We start from the raw sequence: 22,782 nt of genomic DNA, 5'->3' as shown, positions 1-22,782 counted from the left end.
CCTGCCCGCCCGCCCAAAAACAACAATACGACAGACCATACATTACATGAGCGTAAACAGATTATTCTTCACACACGACCGGGAAACGCTGAACGAGCGCATTCCCGGCCTGATCAACATCGCCCGTATCGCCATCGTGCTTTCGCTGCTGGTGTTCCACTTGGTCAGTGTGTATTCGGGCAACGAAACCAAAAACCTGTTCCCGCCGCTTGAGTTTTACACCTGGGCGGCGGTTTACGCAGCATTGATTCTGCTCACCATCTTCAAACCCGACTGGCAGTTGCAGTCGCTCGATTTACCCAACGCCAGCGCAGTAGTCGATATCAGCATGATGTTGATGCTCACCTTTATCACCGGCGGCATAGACTCGGGCTTCGGGATTCTCGTGCTGCCCTTTATCGCCACCTCGTGCCTGCTCAGCCACGGCCGCTATCCCATGCTCTACGCCAGCTATGCCTTCCTGCTGATTCTGCTGAGTATGTTTTTGTCCGACCAAATCACATTCCCCCCCCTGGAGTGGGACAGCCGATCCATCGTTTCTGCCGCGCTGCTCGCAGGTGCCTGCTATCTGGTGGCCGCCTTAACCGCGTTTTCTGCTACCTACCTGCAAGCGGCTACGGAGTCGGCCGAAAAACACCAGCTTGCCTACCGCCGCGTGAGCGGTCTCAACCGTTTGGTGCTCAACCGTGTGCAGGAAGCCGTGATTGTTATCGATGCTTCGCAGCGCGTGTGGCTGTTTAACCGCCAGGCAAAAACCTATTTCCCCGGCCTTCAGGCCGACAAACAGGAAACCGTGTTTGCCGAGCTGGTTTCACGCTGGCAATACCAACCCGATAAAAACTTTGAAACCGATATCCATATTTTCCAGCATTCCATGCACGTTCGCGCGGTGCCGCTGATTCAGGAAAAAACCGAGCTGCTGATGCTGTTTGTGCGCTCGCTGCGCGAAGTGGCCGCCGAAGCGCTGGCCACCAAACTGGCTTCCCTGGGCCAGCTCACCGCCAACCTCGCCCACGAAATCCGCAACCCCATGTCGGCCATACGCCACGCCAGCGACCTGCTGCACGATGAAGGCGGCACCGATGCCACCAAAGCCAAACTGCACAGCATCATCGACACCAATATCCAACGCATCGACAAAATGCTGGAAGACGTTTCATTAATCAACAAACGCGACAGCGTCAGCCGCGAGCCGGTAAACCTGATGAAATTCTGGCTGGCATTCAAACAGGAATTCACCCTCAACAACCCCGATGCAGTAGGCTGCCTGCGCATGAATATGGAAGGCAGCAGCCTGAGTGTGCTGGCCGACCCCATGCACCTGCAGCAGATTATGTGGAACCTGTGCAACAATGCCTGGCGGCACAGCCGCCAAGACCAGCACGCCATCACCGTATTAATCAAACCCAGCGGCCGCATCCATATTTCGATTGTGGTGGCCGACAACGGCACCGGTGTGCCGCCCGAAGTGCGCAACCATCTGTTCGAGCCCTTTTTCACCACCGACAAACAAGGCACCGGGCTGGGGCTTTATGTGGCGCGCGAACTGGCACACGCCAACTTGGGCCAACTGCACTACCACCCCGAAATGAACGGATTCGAACTGATTTTACCGAAAGAAACCGATGAGCAACCATAACCTGCAAGACCCCGTATTAGTGGTGGACGATGAAGCCGATATCCGCGACCTGATGGAAATGACCCTGATGAAAATGGGGCTGCGGGTACAAACCGCCGTGGGCGTAGAAGACGCTAAAGACAAGCTTGACAACAACGATTATTCGCTGGTGCTGACCGATATGCGTATGCCCGACGGCTCCGGCCTGGAAGTGGTGCAATATATCAACGAATTGGCACTCGACACCCCGGTGGCCGTGATTACCGCATTCGGCAACGCCGACCAGGCAGTCGAAGCCCTGCGCGCCGGCGCATTCGACTATCTGCAAAAACCGATCACCTTATCGCAGCTGCGCTCGCTGGTGAAATCAGCCGTCAAAATCAACGAGCCGTCTGAAAACCACACTCCGCCCAAAGCTGCCGAACCCGCTCCCCAACCTTCACCCGCCTTTGCCAAACCGCCTGCGGCCGCCCCTAACCCGCCGCGTATGCCGCCCCCCCAAACCGCGCCCGCCGCCGCGCGCAAACCCGTTTCCGCCCTCACCCGCAACGCCGGCGTGCCCGAAGGGCTGCGCTCGCTGAAAGACCGTTTTGCCAGCGGCGGGCTGACTGCGCGCGCGTTCGCCGAAACCGATTTGGGCGGCGATTCCGATATGCCCCGCCTGCTGGGTATGTCGCCGCAGATGGTGGAAGTGCGCCACCTGATACGGCGTTTGGCCAAAAGCGGCGTTCCCGTTTACATCTCGGGCGAATCGGGCACAGGCAAGGAGCAGGCCGCGCGCACCATACACGAACTCTCCGAACGCTCCGGCAAACCGTTTATCGCCGTAAACTGCGGCGCGATTCCCGAAAACCTGATGGAAAGCGAATTTTTCGGCTACAAAAAAGGCAGCTTCACCGGCGCCGATGCCGACCGCCTGGGTTTTTTCCAACACGCCGACGGCGGCACGCTGTTTCTCGATGAAGTGGCCGACCTGCCGCTGGCCATGCAGGTGAAGCTGCTGCGCGCCATTCAGGAAAAAGCCGTGCGCCGCATCGGCGACCCGCGCGAAACGTTTGTCGATGTGCGCATTGTGTGCGCCACCCACAAAAACCTCGAAGCACTGGTAGAAAGCGGCGCGTTCCGGCAAGACTTATACTACCGCCTCAACGTGGTATCGCTGAATATGCCGCCGCTGCGCGAAATGCGCGAAGATTTGGGCGGTCTGATTATGCACCTGCTCTACAAACACCGCAGCGGCAGCGAAACCTACAAACTCAGCCCCAAAGCGCAAGATGCCCTGCTGCATTACAGCTATCCGGGTAATTTCCGCGAGTTGGAAAACATACTCGAGCGCGCAGTCGCCCTCACGGTTGGGCAGCTTATCCAGTTTGACGACCTCCAAATCAACACCGGCCACACCCCTGCCCTATTGCCCGACACGGCCCACACGGCCTCCGCCCCGGCCGGCGAGTCCGATTTCCCCGCGCCCGAACGTGCAGAAAACAACGGGCTGCCCCGCTTTGTGCCCGGCCAGATGCAGATTCAGGATTATCTCGACCGTGTAGAGCGCGAAATCATAGAGATGGCTCTGCAGCAAACCCGCTTCAACCGCACCCAGGCCGCCAAGCTGTTGGGCATCAGCTTCCGCTCGATGCGCTACCGCATGGAGCGCCTCGATATCAACTGAAGCCCACAAGGCGGCGCAGGCCGCACAACCGGCTCTGCCGCCGTTTCAGCGGCAGATGAAGTCTCCTTTTGAAGCCGGGCCAACCAACGCCGTATCGTTCTGTCTTGTTTCACTATCGCGAACCCGCTTCATTTCCGCCACAGCGTTACTGCGCCCCAGTCCAAAGAGAACGATTTTATCAGCCGCCGAAGCGGCAACAGAATCGGCTCCATACCGAAAATGCAGCGGATCTGCCATATACATACCGCAACGCCTGCCACCGTTTTACCCGGCCTCAGCAGGGCCGTCTGAAACCGTTTTCAGACGGCCGCTCTTCATTCATAATCATCTCTTCTGCCCACCGAAAACGCATCATGCTTTATCTTTACCAATCCAACCGTTTAGAAGACCTGGCCGCCCTGTTCGACCGGGTCCGCCGCCTGCAGCCGCCTGCCGACCCGCTGGCCGAAGAAGAAATCGTGGTGCAGAGCCAGGGGATGCGCCGCTATCTCAACACTTATCTGGCACGCGAAACCGGCGTGGCCGCCAATCTGCGCTTCAGCCTGCCCGCCGCGCTGGCCTGGCGGCTGATGCGCGAATTCATACCGGGCGTGCCCGTGCTCAGCCCGTTTTCACCCGAAGTGATGCGTTGGCGCTTGCTCGGCCTGTTTCAAAGCCGGCATTTTCAGACGGCCGCCGAATACCAAAGCGCGCGCGGTGCGCTGCAAAGCTATTTGGGCAGCGGCATTTCGGCAGCCTACCAACTGGCGGGGCAGCTGGCCGATATTTTCGACCAATATCTCGTGTACCGCCCCCAATGGATAGATGCCTGGCAGCAAGGCAAAACCCTGGGTTTGGGCAGTGCCGAGGGTTGGCAGGCAGCACTGTGGCGGCACCTCGACAACGGCAGCACACCACCCCTCCACCGCGTTGCCTTATGGCAGCAGCTTCTCGGCGCACTCGACAAAAGCAGGCTGCCCGAGCGCTACTGCGTGTTCGGCATCGCCACCATGGCGCCGATGTATCTGCAACTTTTGCAGACACTTTCCGAGCATTGCGATGTACATATTTTCGCCCTCAATCCCAGCAGCGCCTATTGGGGCAACGTCATTGAAGCCGCGCAGGTGTTGCAGCAGGAAGGCGGTATCGACCTGAGTCAGGCCGGCCACCCGCTTTTGGCCTCATTGGGCAAACAGGGGCGCGACTTTTTCGATGCATTAGCCGAAATGCCCAAACACGAAATACCCGCATTCGATGATGAACCTTTTCAGACGGCCGCGCCCACCCTGCTGCGCTGTTTGCAACACGATATCCAAACCTTAACCATGCCGTCTGAAAGCTGTTATCCCGGCACAGCCGGAAACGACCGCTCCATCCAGATGGTTTCCGCCCACAGCCCCCTGCGCGAATTACAGATTCTGAAAAACCGCCTGCTCGCCCTGCTGGCCGAACACCCCGAGTGGCAGCCGCACGACATTGCCGTACTCACCCCCGATATCGAACCCTACAGCCCGTTTATCGAAGCCGTGTTCGGGCAGGAACAACCCGGAGCGCAGGCACTGCCCTATTCGGTTTCAGACGTTAAAACCAGCCGGCTCCTGCCGCTCTTTCAAGCACTCTCGCAAACGCTCGCGCTGCTGGAGAGCCGCTTTGAAGTCGATCTGCTGCTGCCCCTGCTGGAAAACGATTTGGTGCGGCAACGCTTCGGGCTGGCGCGCGACGACCTGCCGCTGCTGCACGACACCATCGCCGCCCTCAACATACATTGGGGGCTGGACAACGAAATGCGCGGCAGCCGCGACAATCTCTTTACCTGGCAGCAAGGCTTGGAACGGCTGGCACTGGGCTGGCTGCTGCCCGAAAACGGCAACCCGCTTTGGCACAACATCAGCGCATGGCACGGCAACCCTGCCCAAACTGCCGTGTTCGGCCGCTTCGCCGCCTTCGTGCGCACACTCTCCGCCGCCGGGCGCGAATGGCAGCACCCCGCCACCGTAACCGTATGGGTCGAGCGCATACGCAGCCTGCTCTCTGCACTCACCGCCCCCGACAGCGGCGGCCAATACGCCTGGCAGCAGCTGAGCCAGTCGCTCGCCCGCTGGCAGGCAGAAGCCGCACTGGCAGGTTTTGACAGCCCCCTGCCGCAACACACCGCCATCCGCCACATCGGCCGCTTTCTCGACAGCGAAAGCCAGGCCGGCTTTCTGCGCGGCGGCATTACCTTTTGCAGCATGGTGCCGATGCGCAGCCTGCCGTTCAAAGTTATCTGCCTGCTCGGCCTCAACGATGGCAGCTTCCCCCGCAACACCAAAGCCTCCGCCTTCGACCTCATCGCCCACCACCCCCAAAAAGGCGACCGTGCCCGCCGCGACGATGACCGCTATCTTTTTCTCGAAGCCGTTATGAGCGCGCGCGAAATCCTGTATTTATCGTATGTAGGGCGCGACATCCGCAACAATCAGGAGCTGGCGCCCTCCGCCCTGCTCAACGAACTCTCCGACACCCTAGCCGCCATGAGAGGCCGCCGCCGGCACGAAAACCAAGTGGAACACCACCCCCTGCAACCGTTTTCGCGCAGCTATTTCACCAATCCTCCCCGTTCAGACGGCCTGAGAAGCACCCGCAGCGACTATGCCGCCGCCCTGAACACCCCCGCCGGAACACCCACCCCCTTTTTCGGCAAAACGCTCGGCGAAGCCGAAAAAACCGCCTGCGCCGTCAGCCACCACGAATTTACCGGCTTTTGGAAAAACCCCGTGAAAAGCTGGCTGCGGCACACCCTCAACTGGCGCGAACCCTACCGCAGCCAAGCCTGGGATGCCGCCGAACCGTTCGAGCCTCAACAGGCCGCCGCCATCACCGCCGCCTACACCGCCGCCCGCCGGCACAACGAAAACTTCCAACAAACCGAAACCCGCCTGCAGGCCGAAAGCCTGCTGCCCGCCGGAGAATTGGGCGCATTGTGGCAGCGCAGTTTTCAGACGGCCGCCAAGTCGCTCGACAACACGCTGGTATCCAGCCCCAAACTGCCTGCCCCTGCCTACACGCTCCAACTCGGCGGCACCACCCTCTCGGGCAGCCTCAACCACCTCCACCGGCACGGACAGATTTACTTTCTCAACGAAGCCCCCAACGCCCCCGAACGCATCGCCATCTTACTCGAACACCTGATTTTCTGCGCCGTGAGGCCGTCTGAACCCCAAAACCACCAAACCCACCTGCTCTCGGCACACCGGCCCGAAACCCTGTCGGAAATTCCGCAGCAGCAGGCACGCGCACTATTGCGGCAATGGCTGGACTATTACCGTCTCGGCCAAACCCGCCCGCTGCCGTTTTTCGCCCGCACCACCCTGAACGCGGCGCAGGAGCTGGCTCAAAACAAAAGTGCCGAAAACGCCGCCAAAGCCGCTCAAGATGCCTATTACGGCAACAAAAGCAGCAAAGGGCAGCAAAGCTACACCGAAATCGCCCTGGTGTTCGGCAACGATGACACCCCGCCGATAGAAACCCCGCTGTTTTGGAACATGGCCGAACACCTGCTGGCGCCGCTGTTGAAATACGCCGCAGCAGCAAACACAGAATAAGCCCTGAACCGGGCTGCTGCCGTTTTTTGCCGGAGCGCGCCACCATAAGCGGATACGCCATCCGGCCAAACCGTTTGTTTCCGCCTTATCGGAGTCAAGGCAGACACTCCCGCAACCGCACAGGCCGCGGCCACCCCGCCACCCGATTTGTGGCATAATAGAGCGGATTGAACCACCGGGATAAAGCAGCAGACCGCGCGGTATGCAACCGGTTCCGCTGCCGAGCGGCCTGCAAAACCACCTCCCCGGGCTGGGGCAAAACAACGCCGCATCAATTTGAATGCAGCCCGCTATGCCATTAAGAATGAACCCGCTTCATTTCCGGCAAAGCAGCCCGGCCGCAGGGCAAACCATACCAACCGATTCTGCCGGCGCTTGCGCGGCCTGCAAAACCGTTATCCCGGCGCGAAACGCAGCAACGCCGCAGCGGGAATAAAGCAGGCTCACCAGAAACCGCATATCCGTCAAGGCAGGCGCACCGCCCTGCCTTATTTTTCCCCGATATTTTTTCAGACGGCTCTCCGCCTGCCGCAGGCCGTCTGAAACGAGAGCAAGCATTATGAACCCAAGCTTTTCATCACTCGGCTTAGGCAGCGAAATCGTTGCCGCCCTCACCGAGCAGGGCTACGAAACGCCCACCCCGATTCAGGCGGCCGCCATTCCCAAAGCTCTGGCCGGACACGACCTTCTGGCCGCCGCCCAAACCGGCACCGGCAAAACCGCCGCCTTTATGCTGCCCGGCCTCGAGCGTCTGAAACGCTACGCCACCCCCAGCACCTCGCCGGCCATGCACCCCGTGCGTATGCTGGTGCTGACCCCCACGCGCGAGCTGGCCGACCAAATCGACCAAAACGTGCAGGGCTACATCAAAAACCTGCCGCTGCGCCACACCGTGCTTTTCGGCGGCGTGAATATGGACAAACAAACCGCCGAGCTGCGCGCAGGCTGCGAAATCGTGGTGGCCACTGTCGGCCGCCTGCTCGATCATGTGAAGCAGAAAAACATCCATTTCAACAAAGTGGAAATCGTGGTGCTCGATGAGGCCGACCGTATGCTCGATATGGGCTTTATCGATGATATCCGCAACATCATGCAGATGCTGCCCAAACAACGCCAAACCCTACTGTTTTCGGCCACGTTTTCCCCGCCCATCCGCAAGCTGGCTCAGGATTTCATGCACCACCCCGAACAGGTGGAAGTGGCCGCCCAAAACGCTGCCAGCGCCAATGTAGAACAACACGTGATTGCTGTGGATACCGCCCGCAAGCGCAACCTGCTCGAGCGCCTGATTGTCGATTTACATATGAACCAGGTTATCGTGTTCTGCAAAACCAAACAAAGTGTTGATCAGGTTACCCGCGATTTGCAGCGCCGCAACCTTTCCGCCCAAGCCCTGCACGGCGACAAATCGCAGCAAACCCGCCTCGAAACCCTGGGCGCATTCAAAGAAGGCACATTGCGTGTGTTGGTGGCCACCGATGTGGCCGCGCGCGGGCTCGACATCGCCGAGCTGCCCTTTGTGATCAATTACGAAATGCCCACCCAGCCCGAAGATTATGTGCACCGTATCGGCCGCACCGGCCGCGCAGGCTCGGACGGCGTGGCGATTTCGCTGATGGACGAACACGAGCAGAACATGTTTGAAGCCATCAAAGAGCTCACCCGCATCCAAGTGGAAGTGGAGCGTATCGAGGGCTTCGAACCGAGCTGGTGGCAGCAAAACAGCGCAGCCGCACCGCGCACCGACCGCGAACGCGGACACCGTTTACGCGAGCAGAAAAACCGCGACACCCGCTCCCGCAGCGACAACCGCAGCGAAAGCCCTGCCGCCCGCAACGACCCCGGCGCCGCCTGCGGCAAAATTGCCGGCCGCGCCCGCCGCAGCCGCCGCGAACGGCAGACATGCGCCCTGCTGCAACCTAACTACGGCGCATAAACCGCACACAGGCGCAGCAAAGCACGGAGCATTTGCTCCTGCGCGCCGGGTTGGCCAAACCTGCGTTATGCCCGCTCCCGCCCAGGCCGTCTGAAAAATATCTGCTTTCAGACGGCCTCAAACCTGAAAACGAAAACAGGATACATCATGAAAACCGTGATTGCCCCTGATTCATCTGCCGTCTGAAACACCCGCTTTCAGACGGCCTCAAACCCGAAAACAAGAACAGGACAAACCTAATGAAAATCGTGATTGTCCCCGATTCATCTGCCGTCTGAAACACCCGCTTTCAGACGGCCTCAAACCCGAAAACAAGAACAGGACAAACCTAATGAAAATCGTGATTGCCCCCGATTCGTTTAAAGAAAGCCTGAGTGCAGCCGAAGCGGCAAACGCCCTTGAAACGGGCTTGAAAACCGTTTTCCCCCACGCGCAATACGTTAAAATCCCCATGGCAGACGGCGGCGAAGGCACGGTTCAATCACTGGTGGATGCCACACAGGGCAAGCTTGCAGCCGCCGAAGTAACCGCCCCCTGCGGCAACCGCACGGCGGCATTTTTCGGCATATCGGGCAACGGGCAGACTGCCTTTATCGAAATGGCGGCGGCATCGGGCTTGCATTTGGTTCCAAACGGGCAAAGAAACCCTTTGGCCGCCACTTCCTACGGCACGGGCGAGCTGATTCTGGCCGCCTTGGATTCGGGCGCAGGCAAAATCATTTTAGGCATCGGCGGCAGCGCAACCAACGATGGCGGCGCCGGTATGCTGCAGGCTTTGGGTGCGCGCTTTTTCGACCGGTCAGGCTGCTTGATTCCCGCAGGTTTGGCAGGCGGCAGTTTGGCGGATATTGCGCGGGTGGATTTTTCGCAGCTGGACCACCGTTTGCATCATACGGCGTTTGAGATAGCCTGCGATGTAAACAACCCCTTGTGCGGCGGGCGCGGCGCATCTGCCGTTTTCGGGCCGCAAAAAGGCGCAACGCCCGAAATGATTGCGGTTTTAGACCAAAATCTACGGCATTATGCCGACATTATCCAACGCGATTTACATCTCGACATCGCCTCCCCCGCCGGTTCAGGCGCAGCCGGCGGCATGGGCGGCGGCTTATTGACCCTGCCTAACGTGCAGTTGAAAGCCGGGGTGGAAATTGTGATAGACGCGGTCAAACTTGCCCAGCAGGTGCGCGATGCCGACTGGGTGATTACCGGCGAAGGCCGCATAGACGCCCAAAGCATTGCCGGCAAAACGCCGGTGGGTGTGGCGCGCACCGCCAAGCGGTTTCACAAACCCGTGATCGCGGTTGCCGGCAGTTTGCGCGAAGATTACGAAGTGGTGTACGAACACGGTATCGATGCGGTGTTTCCGATTATCCGCCAAGCTGCCGCGCTGCCCGAAACCCTCGCCGGCGGATACGCCAACTTGGTTTCCGCCGCACAAAATATCGCCCGCCTGATACGCCTGCATCAACCGCACCGCTAATCCGCCATAAACACCGGGCGGCAAACCGCAGGCAGTGCGGCAAAGGCAGCCGATGCCGCCGTTGTTTTAAAACGGCGGGCTTTAAACTTTACAAAAATACCGTTGATGCCGTCTGAAATGCTTAAGCCCCGTCATTCCCGCGCAGGCGGGAACCCTATCGTTTTTTGCAAGTTATTGAAATAAAAAACTTGATGGTTTTAAAGCCGGATTCCCGCCTGCGCGGGAATGACGATAGTGGAATCTTTCAGACGGCCTGAATGAATTTTGCCCAGGCCTCGGGCTTTGCCGCAAAGCACACGGCATTGCCCCGCCGGCTCCGTATCCACCCCGAGGCCGTGCTGTTCCGAAATCGGAACATGATACAATACCCCGTTTTTCAGACGGCCTGCCGTTTAACCCGCCGTTTCACATTCCCATCAAAGACCATCATGAACCAAGACAAAATCCTGATTCTCGATTTCGGCTCACAAGTTACCCAGCTTATCGCCCGCCGCGTGCGCGAAGCCCATGTTTACTGCGAGCTGCATTCTTACGATATGCCCCTGGCCGACATCAAAGCCTTCAACCCCAAAGCCATTATTCTTTCAGGCGGCCCCAACTCGGTTTACAACTCAGATTATCAGGCCGACACCGGCATCTTCGATTTGGGCGTGCCCGTGCTCGGCATCTGCTACGGCATGCAGTTTATGGCGCACCATCTGGGCGGCGAAGTGCAGCCGGGCGACCAGCGCGAATTCGGCTATGCGCAAGTGAAAACCATCGATTGCGAATTAACGCGCGGCCTTGCAGACGGCCAAGCCAACACGCTCGATGTGTGGATGAGCCACGGCGACAAAGTGTCGAAACTGCCCGAAGGCTTCGTGGTCATCGGCGACACCCCGAGCTGCCCGATTGCCATGATGGAACACGCCGAAAAACAATTCTACGGCATCCAGTTCCACCCCGAAGTTACCCACACCAAACAAGGCCGCGCACTGCTCGAGCGTTTTGTGCTGGACATCGCCGGTGCGAAACCCTCTTGGACCATGCCCAACTATATCGATGAAGCCGTGGCCGAAATCCGCCGGCAGGTGGGCCGAGACGAAGTGATTCTGGGCTTGTCGGGCGGCGTCGATTCCAGCGTGGCCGCCGCGCTGATACACCGCGCCATCGGCAGCCAGCTCACCTGCGTGTTTGTCGATCACGGCCTGTTGCGGCTCAACGAAGGCAGAATGGTGATGGATATGTTTGCCCGCAACCTGGGCGTAAACGTGATTCATGTGGACGCTGCCGAACAGTTTATGAACAAACTCGCCGGCATCACCGACCCCGAGCAGAAACGCAAAATCATCGGCGCAGAGTTTGTCGCCATATTCGATGCCGAAGCCAAAAAACGCACCAACGCCAAATGGCTGGCGCAGGGCACAATCTACCCCGATGTAATCGAAAGCGCAGGCGCGAAAACCCAAAAAGCACACGCCATCAAAAGCCACCACAACGTTGGCGGCCTGCCCGAAAACATGAATCTGAAACTGCTCGAGCCCCTGCGCGACCTGTTTAAAGACGAAGTGCGCGAGCTGGGCGTGGCACTCGGCCTGCCGCGCGAAATGGTATACCGCCACCCGTTTCCCGGCCCGGGGCTGGGCGTGCGCATTTTGGGCGAAGTCAAAAAAGAATACGCCGATTTGCTGCGCTGCGCCGATGATATTTTCATTCAAGAACTGCGCAACACCTTCGATGAAAACGGCACCTCCTGGTACGACCTCACCAGCCAGGCATTTGCCGTGTTTCTGCCGGTGAAATCGGTGGGCGTGATGGGCGACGGGCGCACTTACGAATATGTGGCCGCCCTGCGCGCAGTCATCACCAGCGACTTTATGACCGCGCATTGGGCAGAGCTGCCCTATGCGCTGCTGGCCAAAGTGTCCAACCGCATCATCAACGAAGTGCGCGGCATCAACCGCGTGGTGTATGACGTGAGCGGCAAGCCGCCTTCCACAATCGAATGGGAATAACCTTTCGGTTTGAAATAAAAACAGGCCGTCTGAAAAATGTTCAGACGGCCTGAGCATATGCGGAAGCTCCGGCCCAATGCTGTTAAGGCAAAACAAAACAAAGCGGGGCAAGGCAGCGGAGCAACGGGCGGCACAGCAAGGCGGCAACGGCCCGGCGGGCGCGGCAATGCGGCATTGCTTTGCACGGATTCACTTACTGATGGTTCGCACCTTTGCAGCCTTGTGTTGGAAATGTATGAATCCGCTATCAAAGGCCGTCTGAAAACTTTTTCAGACGGCCTTTTCAAATTCAAACGGCGTTGTCCTGCTCAATCAACCGCCAGCACGGAAAACGATTTCACCGTTTCGTCCACCGCTTTCACGCGCAGCAGAAACTCTTCGAGCTTCGCCAGCGGCAGTGCGCTGGGGCCGTCGCACTTGGCTTCATCGGGGTTGGCGTGCGATTCGAGAAACAGACCGGCCAGGCGGGCGGCCATGCCGGCCAGTGCCAAATCGAGCACCTGGCTGCGCCGCCCGCCCGATGCAGCGGCACCGGCTTCGCGTTGCTGCAGCGAATGGGTAACGTCAAAAATCACCGGCAGGTTGCCGCAGGTTTGCTTCATCACGCCGAAGCCGAGCATATCGACCACCAGATTATCATAGCCGAACTGCGTGCCGCGTTCGCACAAAATCACTTGCCCGTTGCCCGCTTCGGCGAACTTCTCAACAATGTTTTTCATTTGCGCGGGGCTTAAAAACTGCGGTTTTTTCACGTTGACCACCCTGCCCGTTTTCGCCATCGCCACCACCAAATCGGTTTGGCGCGCGAGAAAGGCGGGCAGTTGGATCACATCGCACACTTCAGCCACAGGCGCGCACTGCCACGGTTCGTGCACATCGGTAATCACGGGCACGCCGAACTCTTTTTTCACGGCGGCGAAGATTTTCAGCCCTTCTTCCAGCCCCACGCCGCGAAACGAACGGATGGAAGAACGGTTGGCCTTGTCGAACGAAGCTTTGAACACATAGGGAATGCCGAGTTTGTCGGTTACTTTCACATAATATTCGCAGGCTTTGAGGGTGGAATCGAGGTCTTCCAGCACATTGATGCCGCCAAACAGGGTAAACGGGGCATCGTTGGCTACGGTGATGTGGTTGATTTTAACGTTCATGGTTTGTCTTTCAGTGATTGAAGGCCGTCTGAACGTTTTTTCAGACGGCCTTTGATGATTTATAAAACGGTGTGCGGCGGTTCGTAACGGATAACCTTGCGGATTGTGTTGCATTCGTCCACCAGCACCACTTTCGGCTCGTGGGCGCCGATTTCCGGCTCGGAGAGCATTACATACGACATGATAATCACAATATCGCCTTTCTGCACCAGCCGCGCGGCGGCACCGTTGAGGCATACCACGCCGCTGCCGCGCGTGCCGGCAATGGTGTAGGTTTCAAAGCGTTCGCCGTTGTTGTTATTGACAATCTGCACTTTTTCATGCACGCAGATACCCGCCGCATCGAGCAGGTCTTGGTCTATGGTGATACTGCCGACATAGTTTAAATCGGCTTCGGTAACGGTGGCACGGTGTATTTTGCCGCCGAGCAGGGTGCGGAACATTCAGGTCTCCATTTGCGGTTGAGCGGTTTCAGACGGCTGCGGCAGTCGCAAACGGCAGGCCGTCTGAAAAAAGCGTTATTGTACACCTTCTGCCGCCCTGCCAAGCGTTGGGCGAACCCGCTTGATTTCCGTTAGGCATTGCTGCTGCCCCGCCCTCCCCCCGGCCTGAAGAGAAGGTTCGCCAAGCCGCCGAAGCGGCAGCAGAACCGGCTCCCTACAGCCAACCTGTCCGGAGCCGGAAAAAAAAGGCATGAATGTTCTGAAAATGTTTCAGACGGCCTGATTCCTGCCTGACCGGCACAGGAACAAGAGGTCGCCAATACCGCTGTGTTTGCCGCTGAAAACCGCACACCGTCTGCCCGATACCGGGAAAAGGGCTCACGATGCCGGCCGCCCTTCACCCAGCCCCGCCCGCCGGCCGCACCTTATCCAACACCCGCGCAAACGCCGCCGCCGTGCGCTCGATATTTTGCAGTTTGTCCAAGCCGAACAGACCGAGGCGGAAGGTTTGGAAGCCGCCGGGCTCTCCGCATTGCAGCGGCACGCCGGCGGCAATCTGCATACCTTGTTCAATAAAGGCTTTGCCGCTTTGAATATCGGGGCAGTCGGTATAGGAAACCACCACGCCCGGAGCTTCAAAGCCTGCCGCAGCCACACTGGGATAGCCCGCCTCGGCCAACAGCGCGCGGATTTTCGCGCCCAACTCGGTTTGCGCCGCCTGCAAACGCCCGAAACCCGCCGCTTCGGCTTCTTTCATCACATCGTGCAGCTTCATCAGCGCATCGGTAGGCGGCGTAGCATGGTAGGCATGGCCGCCGTTTTCAAATGCCGCCATGATTTGCAGCCATTTTTTCAAATCGAGCGCGAAGCTGTCGGATTCGGTTTGCTGCACTTTTTGATAAGCGGCTTCATTCAGCATCACCAAACCGCAGCAGGGCGAGCCGCTCCAGCCTTTTTGCGGAGCGGAAACCAACACATCGATACCGAGTTTTTCCATATCCAGCCAGATGCAGCCCGAAGCAATACCGTCAATCACCAGCAGGCCGCCCACGGCGTGCACCGCCTCGGAGAGCCGGCGGATATAGTCATCGGGCAGCATGATGCCCGATGCAGTTTCCACATGCGGCGCAAACACCACGGCGGGGCTGCCGGCGGCGATTTCGGCGCACACTTCTTCAACCGGCGCGGGCGCAAACGGCGCTTGGGCGGCATTGGGGCTGCGGGCGGACAATACTTTGCTCTCGGCGGCAATCGCGCCTTTTTCGAGAATCTGCGTCCAGCGGTAGCTGAAAAAGCCGTTGCGTATAATCAGGCATTTCTCCCCCCGCGCGAGCTGGCGCGCCACGGCTTCCATGCCCGCCGTGCCGCTGCCGGGAACCACGGCTGCGTATTGCGCGCCATATACTTTTTTCAGCGTGGCCGAAATATAGCGCATGGCCGTCTGAAATTTCTGCGACATATGATTGAGCGCACGGTCGGTGTAAACCACCGAATATTCCAACAGGCCGTCTGAATCGATTTCGGGGTGCGGCAGGGTGTTCATGATGTTTTTCTCCTCTTGGTTGCTCGGATTGCGGCCTTTGCCTAAGGCCGGGAAACGGCTTTTGATGTTAGCATTATCGGCATGGTGTGTAAAAGGTTGGAGGCCGTCTGAAAATATTTTCAGACGGCCTTTTTAAATTTTTCAGCTTTTTAATCTTTGCCGTGCTTTTCTGCCAGCCGCTGCAATGCCTGCGCCAAATCGGGGTGGTGCTGCAACCGCCCTGCGCAGTGCCTGAAACTTTCCAGCGCGGCCGCACTCAGCTTCAAGCCGTTGGTGCGGGGCGTTGGCGGCGTTTTGGGCAAAACCTTCACGCGCACGCTGCCGATATCGGAGTGCAGCGTCTGCAAACGCGGCAGCAGGCTTGGGGCAATCATGCGCAGGCGCGAAGAAACCATATTGTTGTCGGCCAGCAGAACCAATACGCCGTTTTCCACACAGGCCGTCTGAAAATGCGCACGCAGGTTGGCAGGCATCATCTGCCTGACTTGCGCGTCCAGCCGGCGCCATTGCCGCGCGCGCTCCAACAGCGCCAGCAAATGCACATCGCACCCGCACAACCGGTTCAAATCCATCACCGCCACCTTGAGTGTTGTTTTAACAAAGGCCGTTACACATCTTCTGCCATGTATATTCTGAAGCATTTTATGCCGCACACCAACGCTTCGGAGTGAAATTTTCACACATAGCCGATAATATCCCTAAAATTTGGCATAAAAAAGCGGCAGCAAAACCATAACACGTTTTCTCAAAAATGCCTGCAAAGCCAAAGAGAAGTTGAAATTCGGCCGGACTGCCGTTATTTCAGACGGCATTGCAACCCTGCCAAACGGCTTGTGTTAAAATTCGGGTTTGAATTTTACGACCCGTCTGTTTCAGCCTCAATGCCGCAAACGCATTGCGCCACAGGAAATTTCATGCTTACCAACTTAGCCAAAAAAGTATTTGGCAGCCGCAACGACCGCCTGCTCAAACAATACCGCAAAACCGTTGCCAAAATCAACGAATTAGAGCCGGAAATGCAGGCTTTGAGCGATGAAGGGCTGCAAGCCAAAACTGCCGAATTCAAACAACGCCTCGCCCAAGGCGAGAGTTTGAACGACATTCTCCCCGAAGCCTTCGCCGTTTGCCGCGAGGCCGGCCGCCGTGTATTGAATATGCGCCATTTCGATGTGCAGCTGATCGGTGCCATGGTGTTGCACGATGGCAATATCGCCGAAATGCGCACAGGCGAGGGCAAAACGCTGGTCGCCACCCTTGCCGTTTATCTCAACGCGCTGGCAGGCAAAGGCGTGCACGTGGTTACCGTAAACGACTATCTGGCCGCGCGCGATGCGGGCACTATGGAACCGCTGTATAACTTTCTCGGCCTGACCGTGGGCGTGATTGTGAGCGATATGCAGCCTTTCTACCGCCAAACCGCCTACAACGCCGACATCACCTACGGCACCAACAACGAATTCGGCTTCGACTATCTGCGCGACAACATGGTAACCGACCAATACGACAAAGTGCAGCGCGGTTTACACTTTGCCGTGGTCGATGAAGTCGATTCGATTCTCATCGATGAAGCACGCACACCGCTGATTATTTCGGGTCAGGCCGATGATAACGTGCGGCTCTACCAAGTGATGGACACAATTCCCGCACGCCTTATCCGCCAAGAAACCGAAGAAGGCGCGGGCGATTATTGGGTGGATGAAAAAGCCCATCAGGTGATTTTAAGCGAATCCGGCCACGAACACGCCGAAGCCATCCTGACCGAAATGGGGCTGCTGCAAGAAGGCGATTCGCTCTACTCGGCCGCCAACATCATGCTGATGCACCACTTAACGGCCGCCCTGCGCGCCCACACCCTGTTCCACAAAGACCAGCATTATGTGGTTCAGGAAGGCGAAATCGTGATTGTCGATGAATTCACCGGCCGCCTGATGTCGGGCCGCCGCTGGTCGGAAGGCCTGCATCAGGCCGTGGAAGCCAAAGAAGGTGTCGAAATCAAACGCGAAAACCAAACACTGGCATCAATCACCTTCCAAAACTACTTCCGCCTGTATAAAAAGCTCGCCGGCATGACCGGCACCGCCGACACCGAAGCTTTTGAGTTCCAAAGCATTTACGGGCTGGAAACCGTGATTATCCCCACCAACCGCCCGATGCAGCGCAAAGATTTCAACGACCAGATTTTCCGCACCGCCGAAGAGAAATACGAAGCCGTTATCAATGATATCCAAGCCTGTTTCGACAAAGGCCAGCCCGTGCTGGTGGGCACCACCAGCATTGAAAACTCTGAGCTGGTATCGCGCCTGCTTACCCAGGCCGGTCTGCCGCACAATGTGCTCAACGCCAAAGAACACGAGCGCGAAGCCCTGATTGTGGCGCAGGCAGGCAAGCCCAGCATGATTACCGTAGCCACCAACATGGCCGGGCGCGGCACCGACATCGTATTGGGCGGCAACGTCAAACACCAAAGCGATGCCATCCGCGCCGATGAAACGCTCAGCGATGAAGAAAAACAAAACCGCATTTCCAAACTGGAAAGCAGCTGGGAAGCCGACCACCGGCGTGTCATCAACGCCGGCGGCCTGCATATCATCGGCACCGAACGCCACGAAAGCCGCCGTATCGACAACCAGTTGCGCGGCCGCGCCGGGCGCCAGGGCGATCCCGGCTCCAGCCGTTTTTACCTCTCGTTTGAAGACCCGTTGCTGCGCCTGTTTGCCCTTGACCGCGCCGCCGCCATTCTCAACCGCCTGGCTCCCGAGCGCGGTGTTGCCATCGAACACGGCATGCTCACCCGCCAAATCGAAGGCGCACAACGCAAAGTGGAAGGGCGCAACTTCGATATGCGCAAACAGGTTTTGGAATATGACGATGTTGCCAACGACCAACGCAAAGTGATCTACCACTACCGCAACGAAATTCTCACCAACCAAGATGTGGGCGATTTGGCCAAGAGCATCCGCGAAGAAGTCATCGGCGGCTTGGTCGATACCCATATGCCGCCCGACAGCATGGAAGAACAATGGGATCTCCCTGCCATCGAATCCCAGCTGGCAGGCGAGTTCCGCATCCATGCCGATGTGCGCGGCTGGCTCCAAGAAAACAACACGCTCGACAACCAAGACGTTAAAGAACGCCTGATTGCCCAAGTGGAAAAAGAGTATGCCGACAAAACCGAGCTGGTCGGCAAACAAAATATGGCCAACTTCGAGCGCAACGTATTATTGCAGGTTATCGACAACAACTGGCGCGAACACCTTGCTGCCATGGATCACCTGCGCCAGGGCATACACCTGCGCAGTTACGCCCAGAAAAACCCCAAGCAGGAATACAAGCGCGAAGCCTTTATCATGTTCCAACACCTGTGGAACGGCATCAAACAAAACGTTGCCTCGCTTTTGACTTCAGTGCAAATCGAGCAGGCAGACGATATGATTACCGAGAGCGAACCACAAGAGCCCGCCGCCGTGCAGGCCATCCACGCCGGCGCCCCCGCTATAGAGGACGTTTTGGGCGCATCCCGCGATAACCTTGCCACTGAGGCTTTCAACCCGGCAGGCAACGACTTCAGCCCCGAAACGCTCGCCAAACAAGGCCGCGTTGTCCACCGCAACAATCTCTGCCCCTGCGGCAGCGGCCTGAAATACAAACACTGCCACGGCAAGCTGGGTTGAACGGTTGAACACCCAGGCAGAAAAAAGCCTGCCCAAGAAAAACCTGCTTCGTTAATGAAGCAGGTTTTTTTATGCCGTGGATTCATCCCGCGCAGCATAAAAAACATAAACAACCCTGCTGTTGAAAAAACCGGGTTGTTACACTTTATTTATACCGTTCAACCTTTGTTTTTTGCTGAAATCTCCATTTAATGATTTTTTGAGTATGCCAAAAACCATATTGGATCCACTCATACAGATAGTGCGGATAGTGCGGAGCCGGGGCCTGTTGCCGCTTCACTGGCTTCAATCATCATCTTTGCAGCCAAGACACAGCCGCAACGGAAATTAAAGCATATTCACGATACAGGGCACTGCAGTGCTTTCCCGCATGCTTGAGAAACCTGAAAATTTCCAAAATAAGCCTTCATACAAAATGAAAAAGTAAAAAGCACCCAAATCTTCCTCACCACGGCCGTCTGAAAAAAACCTACCGCCATTTCCACTCAGGCAGAAATAGCGGTAGGTTTTTTCAGACGGCCCAAAGCATACTGCAAGCCTTGTCTGGTTTGCACTTTGCCGCAATCAGTCGATCATAGACGACTCAGCGGGGCGTTGTTTGGTGTTAACCCTCAAAGTGAAGAACGCCGCCAAGCCCAGCAACACGCCGGCGCACATCATCGCATTAGTGGGGTTGGCCCCCAACACATGATTGAAAACCGGGCCGAAAGTAACGGTTTCGATCAGCATCGGAATCACAATCATCATATTGATGATGCCCATATACACGCCGTAACGCTCTTTCGGCACTTCGGCCACGGCAATCAAAAACGGTACGCCCATAATCGAAGCCCAAGCGATACCGAAGCCTATCATCGGCAGGAACAGCAGGTATTTATTGGTGATGTGCGGGAAAATCAGCAAGGCAACGGCCGCCATAATCAAACACAGGGCATGAACCTGCTTGGCGCTGTATTTTCTGGCCAAAGCCATCAGGCCGAAGGCAGAAATAAAGGTAACAATGTTATACCAGCCGTTTACCAAACCCGTCCAACCTACAGCCTGCTCGAAGCCCTGCTTGTCGGCCTGGGTGGCACCCCACACCGATTTTGCAATGCTCAGCGTAACGTATTGCCAATAGATAAACATGGCATACCATTGAAACAGATAAACCAAAGCCAGCTGCCACAGGGGTTTGGGCATATCCTTAATGGCCGATGCGATTTCTTTAACGGCAGGAATCAAACCGCGCGGTTTGGCGCGCATTTCTGCCAATTCTGCATCACTGGGGCGGTTTTCGGGGGTGGAAAACACCGAAATCAACACCGAGCCGATGGAGCAGACGGCACCGATATAAAACGAGCCGTACACCCAGTAGGGAATGCCGGATTCGGAAGTGCCGGTAATCCATTGCTGGAAGAAATACAGCGACACATTGGCCAGCGTGATGCCCAAACCGGTAAACACCGACTGCATCAGAAAGCCGGTAGGCTGCTGGTTGTCGGGCAGCTTGTCGGCGATAAACGCGCGGTAGGGTTCCATCGCAGTATTGTTGCTGATATCGAGCAGCCACAACATCAACACAGCCATCCACAGCGCGGTAACGTGGGGATAGAAAAACAGGCAGATACTGCAACCGACTGCGCCGATTAAGAAATACGGGCGGCGGCGGCCCAAGCCGTTTATCCAGGTTCGGTCGCTCAACGCACCGATAAGGGGCTGCACCAGCAGGCCGGTTACGGGGCCTGCCATGTTGAGAAGCGGCAGCTGGCCGGGGTCGGCCTGAAGAAAGCTGAAAATCGGATTAATGGCCGTCTGCTGCAAACCGAAGCTGTATTGAATGCCGAAAAAACCGAAATTCATCAACACAATCTGGCGCAGCGTCATGGCTACACGGTGGTCTATTCTCATAACTGAAGACTCCTTTTGATTGAAAACCTGAGAAAGTTTGTCCCGTGCGTGTGTGGTGAAAGCAAATCCTTGTTGCGGTTGCCGGTATCGCCCCTGCTGCCCGCCCAATCCACCATGATGCGGTTTCAGACGGCCCGGCTCCGATTCTTATTGTGAATGATGGTTTCAAAGCATCGCGGCTGCCGTCAACGGCAACTGCGGCCATGCTTGAACACTGCTTTCTGCCGGTGTGGCGGCAGAAAGCGGATCAGCGCATTTTCCACGCCCTGCGGCAAACCTGACGGCAACGCGCACCAAGATCAAAGCACAGTCAGGCAAATCCGCCATAAAAATATTTCTCCCTATTTATTAGGGTTTCCAATAATATTTTTGCAGATATTCGGTTCTACTTTATTTGCCGGCCTGCCGTTTTTCAGACGGCCTCAACACCCGGCCTTATCCGACTCTGCCTGCCCAGGGTTTGATCACCGACTGCCGCCACACCGTGCCGGCACCCACCACAACCGGCTGCGGCGGCAAAGCCTTGCCCGCCACGGCATCGAGCAGCATTTGCGCGGCCCGCTCCCCCATTGCGGTATAAGGCAGATCTGCGGTAGTGAGCGGCGGAAACAGCGTTTCGGCAATCGAGCGGTGGTCGTCATAGCCTGCCACCGACATCTCTTCGGGCACCTTGATACCGCGCGAACGCAAAATGCCGTACAGCCTCACCGCCATCTCATCGTTGCCGCAACACAGCACCGTAGGCGGATCGGGAAGCCTCAGCAGTTTCTCCACCGCCGCCAACAGCGATTCGCTGCGGTTGGTGTAATCCGGATAGCCCGCCAAATCCAATGCCGCATCATAAGCGATGCCCGCTTCTTCCAGCGCACGGCGGTAGCCCGCACGGCGCAGTTTGCTGGCAATCACCTGCGGCTGCAGGCTCAGATAAGCAATGCGGCGGTGTCCCGAAGCAATAATCTGCTTCACCAAGCCGTATTGCCCCCGGGCATCATCGGGCAGCACTGCCGGCGTGTCCTGCCTGTCGAAACAGTTTACCAACACCAGCGGGCAATCGGGCTTCAGCCCGGGCATATTCACCTCTTGGTGGAACTCGGCCACATACAGAATACCCTCGGCGCGGTGCTCCAAAAAAGTGCGTATCAGAGCCTCGGCCTGCCCGAAACGGTTGCCGGTGTCGGCAATCATCACGGTTTTACCCGCCTCGGCCATGGTGCGCTGTATGCCCTGCACCAAAAACATATCGGGCAGGCCGCCGCCGCTGTAGCGGTCGTAGCTGCGTGAAATCGCACCGGTAATCACCCCCACCAGCCCCGAGCGGTTGGAGCGCATAATGCGCGCGGCCGAAGAAGGAATATAGCCCAGTTGGGCTATCGCCGCCTCCACGGCGGCACGCGTTTTCGCGCTCACCGGCGCATCACGGTTTAAAACGCGGCTGACCGTTTTGGGCGACACGCCTGCCAGCCCGGCAACATCATAAATCGTGACCATATCTGCCGCTTCCTCTAAAACCTTTAACCTTTTTACCGAATCCTTTAAAAATAAAAAATCCGCTGTTTTGCTTGGCTGGCGCAAAGCATATCACAGATGACATCGGTGTCATACCGTTTTTTTATACACAAAATTGAGCAAAATCAATCTATCTTTTCATTTTTCCGCACAACTGCAACCGTTTTCAGCAACAACAGGTTGTTGGTGTTAAATTTATTTAACCGGGCGATGCACTTTCCGATGCAGGCCCATTGCCGCCCCTCGGCAACGCGCGCAGCGTCTGGAAACTTTCAGACGGCCGCCCGCTGCCTGCAATGTTTGAACTCCCACACTTTG

Annotated in this window: 15 protein-coding genes; 8 read left to right on the top strand and 7 right to left on the bottom strand. The window is 57.4% G+C overall.

What is annotated here, in order from left to right; translation table 11 throughout:
• The first annotated feature begins 46 nt into the window (after positions 1 to 46).
• Positions 47 to 1,639, top strand: a complete 1,593-nt coding sequence (locus IR141_RS05610; RefSeq protein ID WP_135034663.1) for a nitrogen regulation protein NR(II) — start codon at positions 47 to 49, stop codon at positions 1,637 to 1,639.
• Complete coding sequence (locus tag IR141_RS05605) at positions 1,626 to 3,287, top strand: sigma-54 dependent transcriptional regulator (protein WP_135034662.1); 1,662 nt, start codon at positions 1,626 to 1,628, stop codon at positions 3,285 to 3,287. Before IR141_RS05610 ends, IR141_RS05605 begins: the two co-directional genes overlap by 14 nt.
• A gap of 45 nt (positions 3,288 to 3,332) precedes the next feature.
• Here the strand turns inward: IR141_RS05605 and IR141_RS05600 are convergent, their stop codons facing one another.
• Positions 3,333 to 3,530 (bottom strand): hypothetical protein, encoded by a 198-nt coding sequence (locus tag IR141_RS05600; RefSeq protein WP_135034661.1) that lies wholly within the window; start codon positions 3,528 to 3,530, stop codon positions 3,333 to 3,335.
• Positions 3,531 to 3,640: 110 nt separating this feature from the next.
• Between IR141_RS05600 and recC the strand changes: the two genes are divergently transcribed.
• The 5 genes from recC to guaA all read left to right on the top strand — a co-directional run bounded on the left by recC (position 3,641) and on the right by guaA (position 12,260).
• Positions 3,641 to 6,850 carry an exodeoxyribonuclease V subunit gamma gene (recC, locus tag IR141_RS05595; protein ID WP_135034660.1) on the top strand — a complete coding sequence of 1,070 codons (3,210 nt, stop codon included), beginning with the start codon at positions 3,641 to 3,643 and terminating at the stop codon, positions 6,848 to 6,850.
• 559 nt (positions 6,851 to 7,409) lie between these two features.
• Positions 7,410 to 8,786 carry a DEAD/DEAH box helicase gene (locus tag IR141_RS05590; RefSeq protein ID WP_135034659.1) on the top strand — a complete coding sequence of 459 codons (1,377 nt, stop codon included), beginning with the start codon at positions 7,410 to 7,412 and terminating at the stop codon, positions 8,784 to 8,786.
• Between the two features lie 32 nt (positions 8,787 to 8,818).
• Entirely contained in the window at positions 8,819 to 8,956 is a 138-nt protein-coding gene (locus tag IR141_RS05585) for a hypothetical protein (RefSeq protein WP_167743061.1), read from the top strand.
• A complete protein-coding gene (locus IR141_RS05580; RefSeq protein WP_368665549.1) occupies positions 8,947 to 10,266 on the top strand; it encodes a glycerate kinase in 1,320 nt (439 codons plus the stop codon). Before IR141_RS05585 ends, IR141_RS05580 begins: the two co-directional genes overlap by 10 nt.
• A gap of 428 nt (positions 10,267 to 10,694) precedes the next feature.
• The gene (gene guaA, locus IR141_RS05575; protein ID WP_135034668.1) at positions 10,695 to 12,260 is read left to right on the top strand and encodes a glutamine-hydrolyzing GMP synthase; all 1,566 of its coding nucleotides are present in this window, start codon (positions 10,695 to 10,697) and stop codon (positions 12,258 to 12,260) included.
• A 308-nt stretch (positions 12,261 to 12,568) separates the two neighbouring features.
• Here the strand turns inward: guaA and kdsA are convergent, their stop codons facing one another.
• The 4 genes from kdsA to IR141_RS05555 form a co-directional block, all read right to left on the bottom strand.
• The gene (gene kdsA / locus IR141_RS05570) at positions 12,569 to 13,411 is read right to left on the bottom strand and encodes a 3-deoxy-8-phosphooctulonate synthase (protein ID WP_135034658.1); all 843 of its coding nucleotides are present in this window, start codon (positions 13,409 to 13,411) and stop codon (positions 12,569 to 12,571) included.
• 59 nt (positions 13,412 to 13,470) lie between these two features.
• Positions 13,471 to 13,854, bottom strand: coding sequence for an aspartate 1-decarboxylase (gene panD / locus IR141_RS05565; RefSeq protein WP_135034657.1), 384 nt, complete (start codon positions 13,852 to 13,854; stop codon positions 13,471 to 13,473).
• A gap of 397 nt (positions 13,855 to 14,251) precedes the next feature.
• Positions 14,252 to 15,397 carry an aminotransferase class V-fold PLP-dependent enzyme gene (locus IR141_RS05560; RefSeq protein ID WP_135034656.1) on the bottom strand — a complete coding sequence of 382 codons (1,146 nt, stop codon included), beginning with the start codon at positions 15,395 to 15,397 and terminating at the stop codon, positions 14,252 to 14,254.
• A 149-nt stretch (positions 15,398 to 15,546) separates the two neighbouring features.
• The gene (locus tag IR141_RS05555) at positions 15,547 to 15,969 is read right to left on the bottom strand and encodes a DciA family protein (protein WP_135034655.1); all 423 of its coding nucleotides are present in this window, start codon (positions 15,967 to 15,969) and stop codon (positions 15,547 to 15,549) included.
• A gap of 342 nt (positions 15,970 to 16,311) precedes the next feature.
• Between IR141_RS05555 and secA the strand changes: the two genes are divergently transcribed.
• Positions 16,312 to 19,068, top strand: coding sequence for a preprotein translocase subunit SecA (secA, locus tag IR141_RS05550; RefSeq protein WP_135034654.1), 2,757 nt, complete (start codon positions 16,312 to 16,314; stop codon positions 19,066 to 19,068).
• Positions 19,069 to 19,632: 564 nt separating this feature from the next.
• Here the strand turns inward: secA and IR141_RS05545 are convergent.
• Positions 19,633 to 20,958 (bottom strand): MFS transporter, encoded by a 1,326-nt coding sequence (locus IR141_RS05545; RefSeq protein WP_135034653.1) that lies wholly within the window; start codon positions 20,956 to 20,958, stop codon positions 19,633 to 19,635.
• A gap of 435 nt (positions 20,959 to 21,393) precedes the next feature.
• Positions 21,394 to 22,446, bottom strand: coding sequence for a LacI family DNA-binding transcriptional regulator (locus IR141_RS05540; RefSeq protein WP_135034652.1), 1,053 nt, complete (start codon positions 22,444 to 22,446; stop codon positions 21,394 to 21,396).
• Positions 22,447 to 22,782 lie beyond the last annotated feature (336 nt).

The organism is Neisseria sp. 19428wB4_WF04, assembly GCF_015235335.1.
Lineage (GTDB): Bacteria > Pseudomonadota > Gammaproteobacteria > Burkholderiales > Neisseriaceae > Neisseria > Neisseria musculi.
This window is presented reverse-complemented; position numbering and strand designations above follow the sequence as displayed.